This window comes from Pseudomonas sp. MT92 (assembly GCF_058792515.1).
In genome coordinates, this window is the sequence record NZ_JBXAFA010000014.1 from 56,326 (window position 1) to 75,257 (window position 18,932).

The following is an 18,932-nucleotide window of genomic DNA, read 5'->3' on the forward strand; positions in this document are numbered from 1 at the left end:
AGTGCTCCAAAAGTGAACAGGATTATACGCAAGTGCTGCAGGTAGCGGAGAGCGTGGCCACAGCTGTCTGAGGCTGACGCTTGCATGTTCGAATTGAGTGGGAGAATTTCCCGCATAGAGCCTGGGTTAGGGCAATGCCGATACCCCCTGCCTTCAAATCAACTGTCGAACGGAAAAACAATGTCCCCTGAATCGCATCCTCAAGTCATCGTCAAAACCGTTACCTCCGAAAATGGAGACATGAACCATTGCTTGGTGATGGTGGGCGGCGCCACCTTCGAAGCACACTTTAATCAAAGCAGTACGGCGCTGCGAGATATGGTTCTGGACGCAACCGGCGTTTCCCTTTCGGTTGAAGAAATGATGATGGTTACCCGCGCTTCACGCTCCCAGATGGAACGTGAGGCCGAACGGCTTAAGCAGGCCCTAATTGGGATGCCTCGCGGTACCGTGGCCACACTCAGGGACGGCCTGTACTTCTGGATCGATGGTCGCGGAAACCTGCTATGGGTGGAATGGGTCGAGCCTGGCTGCTCTGACGCCAAGGAAGTCACTCCTGGCTTTATCACGTGCATTGGAGAAATCGACACGGAAGAATTGTTCGCGGTCGCAGAAGCGATTCGTATCTGGTTTCAATCACCTTCAACGATCCATGTCGATACAACCTGGCTCGAACTTGCCGAGTCCAGCCTTCAAACCTGAAGCCCGGGTAAACACCGAGGACAGCATATTTCTGCGCGGAATGGACAAACAACTCAAGCCCGGCATTGCCGGGCCGAAGCAGTGGAGGGGCGCGGCAAATCGTGCCCGTGAATTACAGTAAGCCGAAGGAATGATTCATGAAGAAGATTTTTGCAATGGCCTTGATGTTGGCTGCCGGTTCCGCTCAGGCAGGGATTCCGGCTGGAATGCCTGCAACTGCGTCTGCGATGACCTTGCGTGACGATTGCTTCCAGCGTCTGCGGGGCCATTTGGACTCGTCCGCGCAGCAGCGTGGCCTTCAGGTCACGGCGATGACTGAAGGGTATGGCGCCCAAATGGAGAACGGCAATTTCGAGTGCAGGGCGAAATTTGACTTGAAGGCAGCAGACGGTGTTCGCCAAAGTTCGCCATGGCTTACATACGTGGTTTTTGCGAACGGCCAGCCGGCTGGGAGCAAATCGTCGGCGGATGAGTTGCGTGACGCAATGAAAGGGCTGTGAAGTCAGAATTGAGCACCACTAACAGCCCCGTGGTAGCGGGGCCTTGGTCGCAACCGGGTAATTAGTATGCGCCGTTGAGAGCTTGGCTGCTGCCGCTTCCAGCGCAACGAGAAAACCCATCGTATTCGCCAGCCCGCCAGCGCGAGCTATGTCAGTATGGGACATCCATTTTTGTCCTCTAAAAACTGACAGAGACCGTCTATGACACAGCAGCCAGAGTCACCCCAGGACCTTGTCGGTACCTTCCTTCCGACGATTTTTGAAAATGACGCGAAAGGAATTTTGGCTGATTTATTGGCGCAACCTGGGCTCGCCATGCACTTCATGGGCTTCACAGAGGTCCAGACGATGCGGGCGATCCGCCACGTTGTAGGCATCCTTGAAGAGTGTTATCGAGCTGGCCACCTGAAAATTGCAATCAGTCATGAAGACGGCCGTCTTTACGGCTATGCCATGTTTTTTGTGCATCCAGACCCTGCGATGTCCCGATATCTACACAAGATCTTTGTCTTCAAGGCATACAGAGGCCACGGTATAGGCAGCCAGTTGCTGGACGGCGTTCTGAACTATTCGCAGGGCACCTGCCTACTCTGCAGCCACGATCTGATTCCGTTCTATGAGCGTGCCGGCTTGGAGTTCAAGGGCGGCTTCACGCCCCCGAGTGCACAGCAAGGCTTTGCCCTCACAAGGGACATGTACGCAGATCTCGCCTTAATGGGGAGCCCTGGGACCGATGGGGCCGCACCGGTGTTCATGTTGAACGATGACGACATCAAGCAGCTTCTAGTCAGCTGACCCTCGAAGCTGCAGTGAGAAATGTCGTCATGGGCGTCGAGCCTGGTCAGGTGCGGGCCTAGCGCTCCAGCTGCAGAAGAGATGCCTCGCGGTCTACGGCAGCTTTAATATCGCGCACGGCGACCGCGAGGTCTTCACTGCTGCCCTCAACGTAGTCAGGCCATGGCGTGAAGGGCTGCTGAGAATCCTGATTGAAGAGAACACTAGTGGGGCAGCGGTAGGCGAGGGGGCCAGTGTCTCTGAACTGCACCAGGGCGACCCCACTTGCGCATGCTTTCATGTCGCCCAGTTCGGCCTCATCGCGCAGAAGTTCAACGTTGGCAATGCCGTCATTGTCAGTGCTGAAAAAGGTTAGGTGCTTGTAGGCCGATAGCACTCCGACCGTGCCGGCGAGGAGAAGAATGACAAGACGACCGGAAGCCCAGAAGGCGAGTTTTCTGTCAGACCAGGCCTTACGTGCTCCGATGAGGGCTGTGACCAGAATGACCAGTGAGCCGGCAAGGAGCAGGTAGATCTGCCCGCGGCCACTGGTGGCATCGATCCGCACATTCTCACCGGTAAAGAGGACTCCGAGGACCACGGTCATTACCGGTGCGGTATAGGCTGCGGCCACCATGATGGGGATCAAGGCAGCGGCTGGGTTGGGGCGTGCGCCTTCTGTGGTGCTCAAAAACTCGAGCATCTGCAGCACTACTTTGTGGACTTTGACCATGGCGACAATCATCACCAGGGAACATAAGAGCAGGTACAGCATTGGAAATCCTTCCGCGGTGGATCTTGAGTGGAATGTCTAAGCCTTAAAGATGCCCAGTCGGCGCAATTGGCTGCGTTCTTCAGCCCTCGTCATGGCCTCATCAAACTGCCTTTCAGGCAGCCAATAATCCTCATCGCTGCGCGCTTGCGAGCCCGAAGTAAAGAGCCACGAATCGCTTGCCTTCCGGTAATACGGGCGAAGGGTGTAAACAGTCATAATCCCGTCCGGGCCGTGTCGTGCGACGACATAACGAGCGCCGTCCTCCGGCTCTCGGGAGTTTTCAAACTCCGGCAGTAGGTCTTCGGCGGTAACGTCGCGCCATGGGTCACGATTCATTTTTGGGCCTCCTTCGCTTATTGCTCGACGGTAGTACCATGGTCGGTCAATTCCCCTAAACTTTCGGCGCGACGCGCCAAGGCGCGCTGCATGTATTCAATTGCCAGTTCGAGCTTAGCAACGGCCCAATCCGGACACGGTGTTGAACTAGGCTTCTCAGGATCGTTAACCCATGACCGGACGGTGCGCGCTGCGCAAGGGCGGCCTGTAACCGCTGCAATCAGTTCAGCACTTTTAGCCTGGGTGATCTCGTAGTCATCCAGCAGTTGTAAATAGCGTGTGCGATTGTCCACGCGTCCTCCGCTTTATCTGTAATAGGCAATCTTGCCTATGCAAGCATATAGGCAAGATTGCCTATTAATCTATTTCCCGAAACGGCCCCAAATGTGCCGCTATCTACGCACGCGGCCTCACATTTAAAGCGGGGATGGCGAGATTTCCTATCCCCGCCGGGTTGCGCGTCGGGCACGACGGGCAGCCTTGCGCGATGCTTTGGATTTCGGAGAGCCACCACGGGTAGCTGCTGGGCGATCCTTGAGAATCTGACCTGCTTGCTTGCCCATGAAGGCAGTAGATCGAATTAGAGAGTCCGCAAGCGATTCATTAATGTTCATTGGTTTCCTACGTCGCTTCGGGTGCTGGTGTGAGCTGCAACATGCTGCACGCTGACATGTACAAAGCATCGCTCACAGCAGCCGTATGGGTTCCCTTCACAGGGAACGGGAACTGGGCGAACTTACCCCCGTTGAAAGTGATATGGATAACGCGCTGTGACCCCGCGCCGATTCGACTACCTTTCACCGTTTCTACCGGGAAGGCTGGGTGGTGTTCCTTGAGCGTTGCCATGAGCTTCCTGGCAAAGAATGCATCGCTATGGGTAGTCATGGCCGCCTCTTTTTATACTGACCTGACCTGACCTGAGCTGTCGTCGCACTTCGACATGCGATGAGCTTTGAATGCAAAAAACGTGGTTACGAGTAGCGTCACGCAAAGTCCGGCGAATTGCCATTCACTTAGTGATTGCTCGTTTAACACATTGAGGAGCTGAGCAACGCTCGCAACCCCGAAAAATAAAACACCTAGATCGTAGGCGGGTATTTCCGGTGCGCAGGGATGCTTATGCTTTACAGTCATGATGATTTTCACTTGTTGGTGTAGCTGGTTGGGCGTCTTGTCCGTTTCTAGATCACTGCCTACTCGTGGAGGAGTCGCTCAACGAGCAAGACCTTTACCTTTTGTTTTGGGTCATGGACTGCATCTTCGCCATTGAGGAAATTCCAGAACCGTTCGTAGGTGACTTCAACATCGCGAACGGTCTGGCATTGCGTGAAGCCTTCATTTGACAGGGTGTCGATTACCTCTTCACGCGGCGCTTCCAGGGAGAAGGGTGGTACCAGCGATAGCGGGACGGTGGTGGTGTCGATCGCTACAGAGAGAACGCGAAATTTCATCTGGGTTTCCTAATCGGATCAGGACTTGTTGGGATGTCCAAAGGGTGCGGGCCGGAGCGGGTTAGGTTGTCAGGCAATATGCCTTAAGACTGTTAGCCAGACGGTGCGCAGTATATGCGTCGACGTCCATGCAGAGGACCTCTGTGTGGTCGGGCCGGCTGATTTCGAGGCGTACTCCCTCGCGGTATGGCTCTCCATCGGTGTTGTGGGTGATCCGGATGATCAGACCGCTTTCTGGGTCCACGCGATTGGTGGATGCACCGGTGCGCTCTTGATAGGGGATAACTCCGTTGCTTGTGGGCGCCAGCTTGAGAATATCCGCAGCGAGGGCATGAGCCTCTTGAGCGCTCAAGGTAAGGACGGCGCTCCCGCGAAAAGAATCTTCGTAGCCCAAGGTCACATCATGTGCTCGCGTGATGAGAGTCAGTTGCGAACGTTCATCAGCGTCACGATTCCAGTTGAAGTACGTCGAGACTTTAGCGCCAGTAATAACTTGCATGTCGCGCTCCTAGTGAGGGAAATCTTTGACCCGAAGGTCGCACGGCCCTGGGTATATGCAAGTTTGCTAAAGCCGGGATTGTAGGTGGAGCCAGCGTGTGTGGGTGCACTGTCTGAACCCAAAACTGGGATGAACTGGACCTATTTTGCACTCTGGCCCGTGAGACGCTTCCGATCAGGCCGGCAACATGGTCAGGAGGATGTCCGACCCGAGTGCGGCGAACTCCAACGTTCCCCTCCCAGAGAAGCGAGATGACAGGATTGAAAACACTAGAACGACGGGTGATCAGCTGGTTGCTTTCAGATGACACCGGCGCATCGAGTCTCTCGATCTGCGCCCACATGCTCGGCGAACCCTGCGAGGGCTACGCGCCGTCTGATTGCTCCGATCTTGGTCGCTGCCTGCGCTTGCTGGACCTGGTGCCGGAGTGGGGGGCGCGTGTTCACGAGATGGCCACGTACGGGCCAGATTGGAAAGGGCTGCTCGATCAATGGGACCAGATCGTCCACCTGTACCACAATGAGGGTGGGGTCCCCGTCAGCGAGCGTCCCCGCTCCCCCGAGACCTACAGGGCCATGAAGTTGGCCATTGCCGAAGGCTACCGAAACAACCCCAACTACGAGTGCGGATTCGGCGACGATGGCACGCTCACGTGGTCCAGGCTAATCGAGGGCGAATCGGAAGAGGAGGAACAGGAGGGCTGATGGCGGCTCGACTTGTTCACGGCTCTAGACCTTTCCAGCAAGTGGATCCGCACAGTTTCCGGTTATACGAGATGATTTTATGACACGCAATATATTGGCCTTGCCACTAATTTTATTCTCTTTAGTAGTTGGGGGCGTGATGACTTACTCCCTGTTTCATATAGACACCGTTGAGGATGTTGATCTTGAACGTCTTGAGGTAGGGCAGCATATTGCTCTAAAAAAGAAAATTGGCATGGTGGATTACGAGGCAACTATTTACGTCAAGGTTGCCGATACAGCAGTTGGGCAGTTGGGTGTTTTTCAGTTAAATGGAGTGGTGGAAGGGCTGGGCTCTAATATGGATGGGCAGGCTGTTGATTTTGTTTCTACCGACAAAGATTGTGTCGGGACTAACTTCCAGCTCATCTACCGTAAATCCTTTGCGGATGTAATAGTACAGCCGGGTGGTATTCCTAGGACATGCAACTTGCATGGTTATTTAAAAGATAATCGCGCTCTAACCCGGGTGGATCAATGAACATGGCTTCATTAATACGCTATACGTTATGTCTGATGGCGACTTTGGCTTTTTCGTTCACGAGTCTGTGCGCTAGGGCGTACATTTATGATGGGATTGTCTATCCACAAACTCCGGGCACGACAATAAGTGGTGCGTCACAAGTGCCGATTGGTTACAGTCAGATGACTTTCACGATAACTTTTCCTAGCAGAATCGGCAATGGCTGTACTGCGTCTGGCATGGGGCCGGTACCCAATGTTGGCGCTAACCTTTTTTACCGGCCTAAAGGCTCTGGCGGCCTATTCACTCTCGTCCCAGTTATGGTGGATGGGTCATTGTTTGGATTCGTTTCTTGCGGTGGGGCATCGCGAACGTCAACAGTGGTAAGCTTCAGCACATTGGGCCCTACCGCACCTGGCGAATACGAGATTGCCATTGCTGTTAGTTGGCAGTTGTGCACGAACTGTTCAACTATCGATGACTATACCAATATCATGACAGTATCGGTGGGCGAAACTAATAGACCTCCGACAGCAGGAAATGCCTCTCTGGTAACTGCTGAGGACACTGTAGGTGCTGTTGCGCTTCCTATATATGACCCTGATGCAGGTGATTACCACTCTTTCCAAATTCTTGGTGGGCCATCAGTTGGATCTGCGTGGCTGTCCGGGAATGTGCTTAACTATTCACCTCCAGCAAATTGGAGCGGTTCCACGTCTGTCACGTACAGAGCAATCGATTCAAAAGGAGCGGCGTCTAACGCGGCTACGGTTTTCATCACCGTTAACCCCGTAAACGACCCACCCGTTGCTGATGCCAAATCACTGACCTTGAACGAAGATACCTCCGGCAGCGTGCAGCTGAGTGGCTCCGACATCGACTCACCGGCGCCGACGGTCTTTCAAATCGTAAGTGCGCCGCCAACGACTCAGGGCAGTGTGAGTATTGTCGGAAACGTGCTCACGTTTACTGGTTTTAAAGATTGGAACGGAGTCACCAGCCTCACCTATAGGGCCCAGGACAATCAGGGCGCTTGGTCGCTACCGGCAACGGTGCAAGTCACCGTTAACCCGGTCAACGATGCCCCTGTGCTGAGAACTCCTCTGAAGATTGAAGCGAGGGAGAGTCGACCGGTAACCATCAAAGGTGTCGTAAGCAAACAATAACGCCAGACAACCCGCTGTCACGCTCTGACAGCGGGTTATTTATTGATAGGGCTTGCGTTATATATCTTGCTCGTCAGATTGGCTCGGCGATGAACTCCTTCATCTGCGTAAGCAATCCGGCGCCTTGCCGGATTGTGCACTTTACGGAAACTCCATTAGAGCCAGCATGCTCTTTCATCAGGTTGATGTAGTTCAGAATCAGTACCGCGGCGATGGCTCCAAATGGCGGCACGCCGGGAGCAAGCAATGCTGCGATCGTAGCTTGTGTGACAGGGCTACTCAGCGTATCCACTTCAGGCTTATTGAGGGTGAAGTAGATATCGCAATCAAGGTCAATACCACGTTGCTCTGGCGGCCCGAACTTAGTGATTTCCATAGCGGCGCTCCGGTTGTAATCGATGAGAACGAATCGAGCGCAGCGGAATGACCGTCGGTTGGAGTGGTTTCAGCTCGCATTTACGGCCTCGACTACGCATCCTCGCCACCATGACCCAGGCTTGCTGAATCATTTTCGGCAGCTCAGTAACTGACGCTAGTCAGTAACCACAACTCTGTCCATCACAGCGCCGACTGCCGTGATCAAATGGGGCGAGGTGCAGTCGACTTTTGGCCATCAGCAGCCTGGGGCCAAGTAGAAGAGGGAGGTGCTGTGACCGCTATAAATTAGATTGGATGTCCGACTTGCCGCCAATCACCACCAGGTTATACTGCGCCTCAGCCATCAGGCACCATCCAAAAGTTTCTTTCAGATCGAGTGTTCGGTCTGAATGAATGGCAGTTCTACTGCCGCCACCAGCTGCGATGCAGCACATCCAAAACCCTCGCGGGATGCCATCCCGCTTGGGGTAGCTCCGCGACTATTGCTCAGGAGCTATACCATGCTTTCCAGAAACCAGAAATTCACCGCTATTCAAGGTGACGTTGAACTGACAGCCGAAATCAGCCCGTGCGTGTTCATGTATCCGGGCTACGGCTTGCAGCTGACAGTCAAATTGCCGAATGGCGGTAACACGATAGTTTCCCGAAAGGATATTCCGATCGAGACCGCTACCGAGCAAGATTGCCAGGCTCTGATGGAAACTGTGAAGGTTTTGCCCTGCAAGACCTGCCAAAAGCCCGCATTTGATCCGTCGACCTGTCGGACCAATCGTGACGGCGAGTGCGAGAGCTGTTTCATGGCCAAGCTCAATGCGGAATTCGAGAAGGACATGAAGAAGGAAGACGACAAGCTCAAACGTGACGACGCCAAGTACAAAGCTCGGGGCTATACGCATCGGGTTCATGCTTGGATTCATCCGCCGAGTGGTTCGGACTACGAGCTCATGATGTGGATGATTAATCCGACACCGGAGCAGATCACCGCTGAATTGAAGAAAAAGAAAAGTGCCGATACGACTGACTACAAGTTGATCGAGCTGTAGCAATACCCAAAGGCCATTCCCATCCCGGGGATGGCCTTTTTTCATTGGGGGGTTGCATATCCAGGAGGTCGTGGAGAATACAAATCAAAGAGGCACCCAAGGAGCACGAGCTCACCTGGTGCCGAACAGTTTCTAGACGACCAAATAGTGGCCACTACTCAGTGTGGCGACGTAGAAATACGTCCGCGGCGATCAGCTACACCGCCGTGGGGGTCCGCAGAAGGTGCCCCGGATTCCAGGGATGAGAGAATCCGCAAAACAGCTGCAGGTTAGATGGACTTGAGGTTCGTTCCACTCAGTAGTTGCGCAGCAATGGGCAACGAACGGCACGGGCAAACCACCTCCACCCTCGATGAGGGTCCGCTACGGGAACGTAGCGTCTCGGAAACGGGAGAGTCCAGGCAAGCCCGACCGCCCCTCCAGTCAATGGGGCAATGATTCGATAAAAAAGCCCGGCCTTTTGCGCCGGGCTTTTTCGTTTCCGGTGTCCCGCTGGAACGGCTCGGGCGCCACGCGCTATGCGTACGGTCCGTGGGGCGCAGCAAATCGGTTGCTCGCTGCTAGACTCCCTGGAGCAGCCGTGATCCGTTTCGCAGTCGCTCCATGGCTCACGTCGTGTTCCTTCGCGACGCCCCTGCCGAAACGGAGACTAATCAGATGGCATTTTTAGCTGCTATTGCTCATTTCGATTCAATTGAAAAAAGGTCGAGAGTTCCGACGTCGCGCTCGGGCGTTGTTCGATGCATAAACCGCCGATGCGCAAGAGCAATGACTTGCTTCTTTCTAATCAGCGTTTTAGCGGGCATTCCAGCTCAAAACTCGCTCGCATTCTCCCTCGACACGCATCTGTATATCGCAACCAAGGTGCTGGATGATGCGCTGACTGGTTCGATATCCGTATGTGCTGGCGAAGCGCTGGCGTCAGCGAAACCTGGCAGTCAATGCGCAAAGCGGTACCCAATCCCCCCGACCACGCTGGAAGCTCTTAAAGGTAATCCGAACGCATATTTGGCTGGAGCGTTGGGTCCAGATGTATTTCCCGACTTCATCACGTCGCAGGTGACGATCCATCCTGGGCTGAAGGATGGGTGGGGGACCGATGACTTTTTGCGCCATCTGCTGGCAAATGCCGGCGGAGGCGCGGACCTGGCATGGGTGAGCGGCTTTCTTTCGCACGCAAGCTCCGACGTGTTCGCTCATTCGTGGGTCAATCACTACGCCGGCGGCATCTTCGACATTGCCGAGCATAGCGACAGCAACGAAATTGAGGTACGACACTTCGTACTGGAGCGCTACATCGCGGATCGGACCCCTCGTATCTGGTCTAAATACGCCGCGATACCAGAAGCCCCGAATGAATTCGTCGCCGACCAACTGATGCTAGCAAACCCCGTCTCATTGCAGTTTAAGAAGGTCATCAAGGTTACTGGACATGTGGTCGCCATAGAAGTGCTGCACGAGAACGTGCAAAAAGTCTACGAGGACGCGCTGGCCATCTCTAAGACCATCAATGACATCGGCCTCAAGAAGCTTCAGCCGTTGGAGATTGCGAAGGGAAATCTAAAGCTGGCGGAGGAAGGGCTGAAGCTGGCCGGCAAGGGGCTGGAGGAAAGCGAGAACGTCCTCAAGCATCGCGACGAACTCATCGAGGCTGCTGGAAGATCACTGCTCGATGCCGCCAAGATAATCGACGAGAACCCGGGGCTGATTACTGGATGGCGGCAACAGATCGAGGTGGCAAAAAATTCGATCAACCTGCAGGAAAGCGGACTAGAGGGATTGCGCGACGCGGCGAGGGCAGCGAAAAATTTGGTCGATGATGCACAGAGAGTGCTCGATGCTACTGGGGCGACCATCTGCAGTAAATGGGGCTGGCTGGGCGATCTACTTTGTTCGACCAATCCGGCATATAGGTCGGCACAAACGACGCTGAATATTGCCAGGGAGGCATTCAATGCCAAGCAGAACGTGCTCAATGAGGCCTTGAGCGTGATCGATGGATTCAAAAAGCTGATTAAGGATCTTGAAAGCAAGATTGTGGAGGCGGAACAAGCCATCGCCAATGCCAGAATCGCGCAGCGGACTGTTGGTCTGCAATTGGAGGCTGATCGCGCACAACGCAAGCTGGACATGGAGGCGGTCAAGTTCACGCGAAAGCGTGTCGAAGAAGCGACAAAATTAGCGCAGCAGTCTCAGCAGGACCTGGACAGGCTGACGAAGGACTTGGCGCCGGTGGTGGACCTGCTCGCGCGTTACAACCCTATCGTGCTCTTTCTGCAACATTGGGCTGCAGATATTCGGCGGGCTTCTGTGGCTTTCTCGAAGTCAAGCCAGGGCGTCGCCGTTCACTTGTTGACCGCTGAAGAGGGCAGTGCGCTCGACCCTTATTTCAAGTGGTATGAGTGTTGGAGCCCCGTGCTAGGTGCCGTACCCAGCGAGGTTCCGCAGACAGTCTGTACTGCCAAGGACATCTACACGGACCTGCACGACAAGTTGACGACTGAAATCAATCAAGTCGTGGACAGCCTGGGCTCGCTTGGCTGGCTGATCGCACCGAACATCAAGGTCCAGCAGGAGTTTGAGAAAAAGGTTAAAAAACCCCTGGAGAAGGAAGTGAGGAAGGCTGTCAGTCGTGCGGGCGGAGAAATTGCGGCGTTTTTGTACAATCCTCAGCTTAAGGTCCTGATAGAACTCATCACCAGCAAGGAGCGTATCTCCGATGCGCGGTTGAACGACATTTACGCAAGAGACGAGAGCAAATCTCGTCTCCTGGAGATCCCTGATGCTGCTGAACGGGTGCGACGTGATGCCGGGCTGGTTTTAGAAAGCGACACGATCTCGGAAGATCGGTTCGCGGCTCTCTACGACGCCATAGTGTTGTCGAAGCTGGCATTGCTGGATGCCTTCGCATTGAACGCGGTCTACAACGATTTAATGGTGGAAGCGAATCCTCAGGCGCAGCCGCGGAAACTGTTCGCAGAGACGCCAGGACAGCCCTTTAGCATCCTGCTGCGGGCGGTTTCGTCAATTGACGGTAATCACCAATGGCAGGCCGTCGGCCTCCCTTACCCGGTGTCCACCGGCGCTGTAAGTGGGTGGCCCTCCAAGAGTCGATTTGGCAGATCGGGATACGCGGGTGCCCAGTCCGGATTTTTGCTTTGGGGTGACCCGAATGCACGAGAGGCGGTGTTCAAACGGCTTTTCCGGGGTCCTTTGAGTCCTGGCATGGACGCACTTCCGGCTATCGTGGCCAACTACCCGTTTCCGTCCTGCGAGCGCTATCCGTTTCCATCAACGACCAAACCGGATGGCTCCGAGGCAACTTATGACACCACCTGTCGTTTGATGCTCGGCGCTGTGGACAATAGGGGTGAATACCCTGTTCTTTCGGAGCGTGTCATCAAGTCACGTGATTTGGCGCAGCTTAGCCCCTGGGCACTCCGTGTCGCGCGCAATGAGATTTTCGCTCGCCATGGCTACAAATTTGGGCCCGATGAATTGGTTCGACATTTTTCCGCTCAGCCTTGGTATGCGCCAAGCGATATTCCGATACCTGAGCTTGTCGAGAATCTGACCCGAACAGAATGGCGAAACATCTCTTTGATCCAGCAAGCAGAGCTTCGAACGAAGAGAAGATGATCGTCAACGATGGTTGCATCCATTATCCCCGCAGGGGAGCCGCTGACGCAGTAGGAGTCGGCACTGGCTGCACCTAGAACTCCATCAGATATTGCCCGTTATCACAACGCGGCACCGGTCGTATTGGGGGCTCAGCGGCCTTTTGGGAGCCACCGGTGGAAGCGAAAAGGCCAGTCAGCTTAGCGACCAGCGCATCAGGGTTATTGAGGATATCCCGCAGCCCGTGCCGGTGCAGCTGATTCCCAATACGCAGCATGCGGTCCCAGGCTGAGTGGCCACCTTTCTTGAACGATACAACGCCATAGCGCAGCAGGTAGTGGAGGGCCTGCGACGGGTATACGTCCTGGTGAGGGCCGTAGTACTCGAGTGCCCGGTCGAGCTCGAAGGAATAAAAGAGCTGGCACCTTCGTCGTCCAAGTCGAACTCGTTTGTCTCATTGACGTTGGTGTAGTAGATGCCCTTCTTCAGAAGGGTGCCCTGGCAGGAGAGCTCATCGTTTACCGAGCGCAGACCTTCAAACATGCCGTTGAATTCCTTGTCGGCGAAGGGCACCTCGATGGATTGGGAGATATCCAGATCCGACCGTTGAAACTCAGTGTACTCAGCTGGAAGCGGGTAGCGTTTACCCTCTTCGAAAATGGCTTTGTACTCGGAAAGGGCAGTGAAAGGCCGCTGATACGAGTACCTCGACCAGTGCAGATCGATGGCCAATACCTCCTTCATGCCCAGAAGCTGGAACCGGGCAGGGCGCTGGTTGCGCTGAGACCACTCAGCCTCATTCGCGTCGATGGTCAGGGCGTAGCGCAGGAGGTCCAGACACAGGTCCGGGGAGTAGGCATTGGCAGCAATCTTGATATGCCCGTTCTCAGGGTTGATCGATCGAGCCAGCCAGTTACGCCCTTTGGGATCGTAGTGGCGGGATTTGAGGTAATTGCGGAATTCGTTGAGTGGCTTCATCCAGTCGTATATGCCGTCCTCATGACCCAGCATGTTCTCCATGCTTTTGTCCGTGCTTACGCGCAAGCACATCCAGCACCCGTGTCGGGCGCCGCATGAGGTTTTGCGCTCTGCCCCCCCATCACGAATCATCACGTTCACCATGCAATCCCCAGCCGAGTCGCGGTAAACCTCGGTCAGTTGAGAGAAGTCCGAGTAGGTCTGCAGACGCCCATTGGTGACCTGAGAAAGAAACGCGAAAATATCCATGGTCGTGAAATCAGCTATGGGACTCATGATCCAGTTGGGTTTGTCGCCCGGCTTAGCCATGTTCACAGGTTGGAAGGCGCTTTCGCCGCGGGCGGCCATATTGCGCCCACGAACCGCCGATTCATCCCGGCGGGTACCGATCAACGTAACGATGGTATCGCTTGTAAAGTCGCCGCCCATTTCCTACTCTATGACGGCCTTGATCTGGCGCTTTGTTCGGTCCATCGGTGACGCCTTGATTTGCTGCTGGCATTTGGCAGAGTTTCCGGGCAATGAGGCGACGGTGCGACCACCGATGATGGAGACCAGCCAATTTTCGGAGAGGTTGGGACTGCAAACCCAGATTCGTACAGGAAGGCCGTGCTTTTCGGAGTACGCCTTCAGAGAACGGATCTCGTCCTTGCTGTAGGAGTGGACACGTGGATTTTCGAGGAGCGTGTCGCTGTTAAGGACATGGAGTTCGGGTACTTCGATACCCTCAGCCTTCAGCTTCTCCATTGCCTTCAGCGCAATCGCGAGAGTGACGGAGCTATCTTTTCCGAACGAACTCGCCACGATTAATCGCTTACCGGCGAGAATCAGCGATTTGATCACTGCAACTGCTTCGGCCACCTTCTCCGCAAACGAGCGCTCGAAAATGGGCGACGCCACCGGGGCTGCATCCTGGAAGAGGGAAGTGGCGATTAGTTGCATGATGATGGCCTACGGGTTGATTGATCTCCCTCAAGATAACTGGACGTAAAAATATGCAAGCCGGTAAACGAATATGAGCTGATTGAAGGACTTGCTTCTGCTGGCGCGAGCTCACATTTCGCCTAGTTGTTATCCGTAGCTTGTGAGACGCCGCGTAGGGTTACTATCGTTGTGGAACCTGCCAGGCTGCCCGTGAGTACCAATAACAGGCATAGCGCAGGGCGGGTAGGTGACTATTTTGGAGGACCTCGATGGCCCGTATGCAATGTCCGCAGGAGAAGGTTCTGAACGATGTTATGCGCAGTGCAGTGGCGGAATTCGTTGCTGCGAAGGATCGATTTGATGTCGAGGGAAGAGCCTATATTCCTGGTAGTTGGTTCCATCGAATTAAACGCAGGGTGCAGGGATGGACAGTACCGGAGCGTGGGTGGACAGCCACGTTCCCCAGTAAGTTTGTAGAGCGCACGATTCCATTTTCTGAAGTGTTTTTTAGAGCCAGCAAGGCACAGCCGATGACAATCGACAGTCGGATGATTGTTTCGGGGGCCTTCAACTACTACACAGACGATGAGCGTTCTGACCAGGCCGTCCAACGAACAATGGACCGGTCTGATGAATATGCATGTCGTGAATTGCTGAAATACCCATTTGCGCCGAGATCATGCCAAATCGGCACATTGCCCCTGATCGTAGCAACGGAAGGAAAGAATCGTGTCGCTCTGTTCAAGTCCCATACGCGTCCGATGCAATCCATGGTTGCTCCCACAGCCTATCCGGATGCCTCATCTCTAATGATTCATCGCTCCTGGCCATTCAAGGTTTATAGCCTGCGCTTTGGGCAATGTCGGCGTGTGCTCCCGCTTCCTGAGGCTGTACTTCCAATCCTCAAAGCCTATGGTGTGAAGACTTCGCAAGCGGTGACGTTTTCCATCCGAGATTATCTAGATTTGCGCCGCGCGCGAGTCGAGCTATGTAATTCTCAGATGGGAGAATAAATAGACTTCAGCCCTACACCCGCCATCTGATTCTTGTTAAGTGATATGCAGGGATAATGCCCTCCGGTAACCGTACTTGCGATAATGACAGCTCTTGGTATGGTGCCTCGTACAACGACTTAACCAGAATCAATGGGGGTAGCAATGGGCGTTCAGCAAGAGCAAACCGTAGGAATGGATAACGAGAAAGCCGCTGAGCTGGTAGCTGGGATTAGTCGATCAGGTGTGGTCATTGCCAATGAGCAATGGTTGGTTGGCAAGTTTGGGGAGAGCGGTGAGCCGGCCAGCAATGTTCGTGATGCTATCTTCTCCGCTGGGGCGCATGGGGTGAAGTTTGACGCGTCTTCTCACGGAATTGACTTCAAAGCATTAGTTCGAGCATTTGCTTCTGTCATTTCTGAAGAGGCGTCAAATGAAGCGGCGCACAACCTAATTGCGAACCTTAAGGATCGCCCTGTTTGGAACGGCAATAAGATCACGACCGAAAAGGTTGAGCGCAGCGACCACCTTGAGGGGTGGCGGAAGTTCGTTCGGCACCAGTATGGATGGCTCGTGATCCTGTGCCTGGCTGTCTTAACGTTCGTGGCTTGGCACGCTTCATTTAACCAAATCATCGTTGTGGCACTTGCACTGTATCCCCCTTTGACATCGGCTTGGTATTACTCAACACCAGAGGTGGTACACGGCCCAAGGTTTAGAGAAATGAATCGGGCGGCACAGATCAATACCATGCTCAGGATTGCGGGTCTGTTCATGTCGTTTGCTGCATTTCTTCACACAATTCCAAAATTGTTCGGAGTTACGGTCTAAGGTCTTGCTCTCGGTCCCACAAAAAAGCGGTGTGGCACTATGCGGTTGAGGCTGTGGGTGCATTCCTCGCCCATACCTAGAATAAGAAACCGCCAGCTTTTGATGCTGGCGGTTTTTTTTGCCCCGTGGTTCCTAGAAAGGTGAAATTTGTGGGTTACAAGCGGTTGAGGCCGATCGCCTCGACGGCTACCTAATTACCGAAACCGGCCGTCCTCAGTGGTCCCAGCTGACTTCATTTTCTTAAGCAGGGTTATGAAAATATCCGAGTTAGATCAACCCAGCTTCCTGGAGCTCGATGGTTTCTATGCGCCTTTTCATAGCCGTCGGTGGGGTGAAAGCGGGATTGAGTTGCGTCGAGGCTTTTTCCACTGCAGCAAAGTAGCTGTGAACATCGGGAGGAGTTCCTTTCACGAAGTCAGCCAGGGCGCAGACGAAATTGACAAGGACTATCCCGTCCTCGAGCTGTTGACCACTTCCAAGACTTGGCCCGCCGTCGAGCTCAAGAGTCAGCCCTCCTGAAGAGTGCTCCCGGAGGAGCCGGACAGATCGCCCAAATCGCTCACGCAGGCGTCTTGTTAGGGTTCCATGGTGATAGGTGCCTGTGTATTGCAGAAAGCTCGCAAGCTGGCGGATCTTTTCGTACACGGTCAGCCAATGACGGCGATTGTCGTCCTCGCGTTGCCCATCGCGGGCCGCCACTCGCGCATCAAACTCTCTGATGCTGATCGACCCTGCCTTGACCTCTCGTAGCCATCTTTCTTCCTCACGCCAAAGAAACTTTCTGCGCAGTGCATACAGGTACTTGTCCAAATAGTGGATCTGCCCATGCGCCGCTAGGTGGTTAACCTGCTTCTCTATGTCGGCTTGGGCATCGAACATGAACTCTGGCTCAAGGGCATCCATAAGCCCGTTGAGCTGGGTTGCGATTGCTACCGCATCCTGTAACCACTGGAGCAAGTCGACTGCGCGAAACCTGCCCGCAATGAATTCGAGGGGGCGTCTCGGCCCCCCATATGGCAGGCCCCTTGTCCTCTGCACAATGTCCGGCAGCGTGTTGGGGAGTCCGAAAACGAAACTGAATCCGTCACCCAGTTGCTGGCGCTTCATTGCAGACCAGGAGCGCGATCGTTCTTGTACGTTGGTCACGGCAGGAAGGTTCTGGACAAGATTGGCTGTCCGACTGTACTGACTGTGGGTGTAACACAGGTCCCGCCCGGCCGGGAGCTCGAACCAGCCGCCCTCGATCGCGGTGAGCACGGCCTCAACTCGATGATCACCTGGCCGGGGCCGCTCTTCCTTGGATTTACGGTACGCAATGGCCGCCGCGATAACAGCGTCCGTGGTGTGTACTTCACATAGGTGCATCACAGGTGTCCTAGAGACGATTCATGCGTGCATTGTCCGTGAGTTAGCGCATATGCAACCCCGCCCGGGCAGCCCCCTTAGAAGGATCGACGGCTTTAGGTTGACGGTGAATTCCGCACATTCTGCTTCAGCTTGAGAGGCCTCACCCGCATCAGTAATTGGTACCGAATACCGGGGCGGATGCCCTCCTTGCATATTCACAGATCAATGGAAGATGGCTTCATCGATCAACAAGGCTTTAGCCTTTGGGAATGTGCTTATGCTCACGAATTACCTCGAACGCTCTATGAACTCGTTGCGGTCGATCGGAATCACCTTTCCCAGCCAGGATGCACCTGTCCTCGCGCTTCTGGACAAGGTGTCGGTGTATGACGCCAACCGCGTAACCAATATTGCGGCAACCCTGCAGCAGTCGACCGTGTTCAATGCCGCGGTGCGCGACAAACTTCAGGGGATGGATATCGGTTCTCGCTACGCAGACATCAGCGCAAGCTTCGACTCGATCCGCGATGATGCGCAGAAAATGATGGAGTGGATGGCCGACGGCAAATTGCAGCTCTCCGAACGGGTGCAGCTGACCTGGTTGAACCTCCGTCGTGGATCGATCCCGGACCGTTTCGAGGACATCCGCAAGAATTACCTCGCCGTTGCAAAGTCTGCAAATTCGCAGATCGAATTGGAAGCGCTCATCCTTGATGCCTATCAGGATTATCGGCTCGCAATGAAGTCGGCCGAAGTTGACGCGTGCGAAGTTCAAAAGCTTGCCCAGGTGCAAATGGATGCCAAGCGCAAGGCACTGGCGGATGCCGGTGCAGCTGTGGAAAGCCCCGATCTGGAGGCCACTGAACGTGTGCGGCTGGAGCTCGCGCGTGATGTGGCACTGCGTGACCTGCAGGAGGAGGACAAGCGCTTCCAGATCATCACGGATATCGCCGATCAGCTGAAGGCTGCTTACAACGCCGCAGAGTTGGTCTTTGCGCGCCTGAACCAGTACCGCTCAGTCAAGGAACGTCTGTACCAGCGTGCGGTAAGCTTTTTCTCTACAAACGAGACGGTGCTTTCCGGCTTGGCCGCCGGCTTCACTTCGTCCAGCGGGCTCGCTGAAACCACCAACACGATCAATGCGATGACCGATGGTATCAACGCCAGCCTTGAGGCGCAGGCCTCCGTAGGAGGGGACCAACTGGATGCTGCGTTGAAGGCCGGCTACGGGTCGAATCTAAAAGCCAGTTCGGTGAAAGCGCTTGCAGACGCTGTGGTGGATTTCCAAGAGAGCAGCCTGAATCTGATTCAGGAGCTCAGGAAGGAATCCAGTACGGCGTCGGCAGAGATCCAGACGATTACCGAAGACAGCAAGCGTCGCTTCTCTGCTCTCCTGCAGAAGGGGGTGTAAG

Annotated in this window: 21 protein-coding genes; 11 read left to right on the plus strand and 10 right to left on the minus strand. The window is 54.6% G+C overall.

Going from position 1 to position 18,932, the window contains the following annotated elements; translation table 11 throughout:
* Nucleotides 1-180: 180 nt before the first annotated feature.
* The 3 genes from AC1Q6D_RS24240 (at nt 181) to AC1Q6D_RS24250 (ending at nt 1,997) form a co-directional block, all read left to right on the plus strand.
* Nucleotides 181-702, plus strand: a complete 522-nt coding sequence (locus tag AC1Q6D_RS24240; RefSeq protein WP_103403800.1) for a hypothetical protein — start codon at nt 181-183, stop codon at nt 700-702.
* 137 nt (nt 703-839) lie between these two features.
* Nucleotides 840-1,202, plus strand: a complete 363-nt coding sequence (locus tag AC1Q6D_RS24245) for a hypothetical protein (RefSeq protein ID WP_050683032.1) — start codon at nt 840-842, stop codon at nt 1,200-1,202.
* A 201-nt stretch (nt 1,203-1,403) separates the two neighbouring features.
* Nucleotides 1,404-1,997: a GNAT family N-acetyltransferase gene (locus tag AC1Q6D_RS24250; protein ID WP_050683031.1), complete on the plus strand. Its 594-nt coding sequence runs from the start codon at nt 1,404-1,406 to the stop codon at nt 1,995-1,997.
* 58 nt (nt 1,998-2,055) lie between these two features.
* Here the strand turns inward: AC1Q6D_RS24250 and AC1Q6D_RS24255 are convergent, their stop codons facing one another.
* The 6 genes from AC1Q6D_RS24255 to AC1Q6D_RS24280 form a co-directional block, all read right to left on the minus strand.
* Nucleotides 2,056-2,751, minus strand: coding sequence for a hypothetical protein (locus AC1Q6D_RS24255; RefSeq protein ID WP_050683030.1), 696 nt, complete (start codon nt 2,749-2,751; stop codon nt 2,056-2,058).
* 36 nt (nt 2,752-2,787) lie between these two features.
* Nucleotides 2,788-3,087 (minus strand): hypothetical protein, encoded by a 300-nt coding sequence (locus AC1Q6D_RS24260; protein WP_103403799.1) that lies wholly within the window; start codon nt 3,085-3,087, stop codon nt 2,788-2,790.
* A gap of 17 nt (nt 3,088-3,104) precedes the next feature.
* Complete coding sequence (locus tag AC1Q6D_RS24265) at nt 3,105-3,380, minus strand: hypothetical protein (protein ID WP_082239634.1); 276 nt, start codon at nt 3,378-3,380, stop codon at nt 3,105-3,107.
* 328 nt (nt 3,381-3,708) lie between these two features.
* Nucleotides 3,709-3,972 carry a hypothetical protein gene (locus AC1Q6D_RS24270; protein WP_050683028.1) on the minus strand — a complete coding sequence of 88 codons (264 nt, stop codon included), beginning with the start codon at nt 3,970-3,972 and terminating at the stop codon, nt 3,709-3,711.
* Nucleotides 3,973-4,280: 308 nt separating this feature from the next.
* Complete coding sequence (locus tag AC1Q6D_RS24275) at nt 4,281-4,538, minus strand: hypothetical protein (protein WP_050683027.1); 258 nt, start codon at nt 4,536-4,538, stop codon at nt 4,281-4,283.
* Between the two features lie 61 nt (nt 4,539-4,599).
* Nucleotides 4,600-5,037, minus strand: a complete 438-nt coding sequence (locus AC1Q6D_RS24280) for a hypothetical protein (RefSeq protein ID WP_050683026.1) — start codon at nt 5,035-5,037, stop codon at nt 4,600-4,602.
* A gap of 251 nt (nt 5,038-5,288) precedes the next feature.
* Between AC1Q6D_RS24280 and AC1Q6D_RS24285 the strand changes: the two genes are divergently transcribed.
* The 3 genes from AC1Q6D_RS24285 (at nt 5,289) to AC1Q6D_RS24295 (ending at nt 7,409) form a co-directional block, all read left to right on the plus strand.
* Complete coding sequence (locus AC1Q6D_RS24285) at nt 5,289-5,741, plus strand: hypothetical protein (protein ID WP_103403798.1); 453 nt, start codon at nt 5,289-5,291, stop codon at nt 5,739-5,741.
* A 79-nt stretch (nt 5,742-5,820) separates the two neighbouring features.
* Nucleotides 5,821-6,261: a hypothetical protein gene (locus AC1Q6D_RS24290; protein ID WP_103403797.1), complete on the plus strand. Its 441-nt coding sequence runs from the start codon at nt 5,821-5,823 to the stop codon at nt 6,259-6,261.
* Nucleotides 6,262-6,263: 2 nt separating this feature from the next.
* Nucleotides 6,264-7,409 carry a tandem-95 repeat protein gene (locus tag AC1Q6D_RS24295; RefSeq protein ID WP_158249383.1) on the plus strand — a complete coding sequence of 382 codons (1,146 nt, stop codon included), beginning with the start codon at nt 6,264-6,266 and terminating at the stop codon, nt 7,407-7,409.
* A gap of 73 nt (nt 7,410-7,482) precedes the next feature.
* Here AC1Q6D_RS24295 and AC1Q6D_RS24300 read toward each other — a convergent pair whose 3' ends face one another.
* A complete protein-coding gene (locus AC1Q6D_RS24300) occupies nt 7,483-7,785 on the minus strand; it encodes a hypothetical protein (protein WP_050683023.1) in 303 nt (100 codons plus the stop codon).
* Nucleotides 7,786-8,287: 502 nt separating this feature from the next.
* Here AC1Q6D_RS24300 and AC1Q6D_RS24305 point away from each other — a divergent pair.
* Both AC1Q6D_RS24305 and AC1Q6D_RS24310 read left to right on the plus strand, forming a co-directional pair.
* Nucleotides 8,288-8,830, plus strand: coding sequence for a hypothetical protein (locus AC1Q6D_RS24305; protein ID WP_103403796.1), 543 nt, complete (start codon nt 8,288-8,290; stop codon nt 8,828-8,830).
* 657 nt (nt 8,831-9,487) lie between these two features.
* Entirely contained in the window at nt 9,488-12,469 is a 2,982-nt protein-coding gene (locus AC1Q6D_RS24310; protein WP_158249382.1) for a YARHG domain-containing protein, read from the plus strand.
* 174 nt (nt 12,470-12,643) lie between these two features.
* Here AC1Q6D_RS24310 and AC1Q6D_RS24315 read toward each other — a convergent pair whose 3' ends face one another.
* Nucleotides 12,644-13,855, minus strand: coding sequence for an adenine nucleotide alpha hydrolase family protein (locus AC1Q6D_RS24315; RefSeq protein WP_256590184.1), 1,212 nt, complete (start codon nt 13,853-13,855; stop codon nt 12,644-12,646).
* A 3-nt stretch (nt 13,856-13,858) separates the two neighbouring features.
* Nucleotides 13,859-14,368, minus strand: coding sequence for an adenine nucleotide alpha hydrolase family protein (locus AC1Q6D_RS24320; protein ID WP_256590183.1), 510 nt, complete (start codon nt 14,366-14,368; stop codon nt 13,859-13,861).
* Between the two features lie 251 nt (nt 14,369-14,619).
* Here AC1Q6D_RS24320 and AC1Q6D_RS24325 point away from each other — a divergent pair, with 251 nt between their 5' ends.
* Together AC1Q6D_RS24325 and AC1Q6D_RS24330 are read left to right on the plus strand one after the other, a co-directional pair.
* Nucleotides 14,620-15,363, plus strand: coding sequence for a hypothetical protein (locus AC1Q6D_RS24325; RefSeq protein WP_103403794.1), 744 nt, complete (start codon nt 14,620-14,622; stop codon nt 15,361-15,363).
* Between the two features lie 144 nt (nt 15,364-15,507).
* Entirely contained in the window at nt 15,508-16,173 is a 666-nt protein-coding gene (locus AC1Q6D_RS24330; protein WP_103403793.1) for a hypothetical protein, read from the plus strand.
* A gap of 267 nt (nt 16,174-16,440) precedes the next feature.
* On the opposite strand, the gene AC1Q6D_RS24335 is transcribed toward AC1Q6D_RS24330, so the two are convergent.
* On the minus strand, nt 16,441-17,538 hold the full coding sequence (locus AC1Q6D_RS24335) for a hypothetical protein (RefSeq protein WP_103403792.1): 1,098 nt from the start codon (nt 17,536-17,538) through the stop codon (nt 16,441-16,443).
* Nucleotides 17,539-17,752: 214 nt separating this feature from the next.
* On the opposite strand from AC1Q6D_RS24335, the gene AC1Q6D_RS24340 reads away from it, so the two are divergent.
* Nucleotides 17,753-18,931, plus strand: coding sequence for a merozoite surface protein 3b (locus AC1Q6D_RS24340; RefSeq protein ID WP_256590182.1), 1,179 nt, complete (start codon nt 17,753-17,755; stop codon nt 18,929-18,931).
* Nucleotide 18,932: the final 1 nt, after the last annotated feature.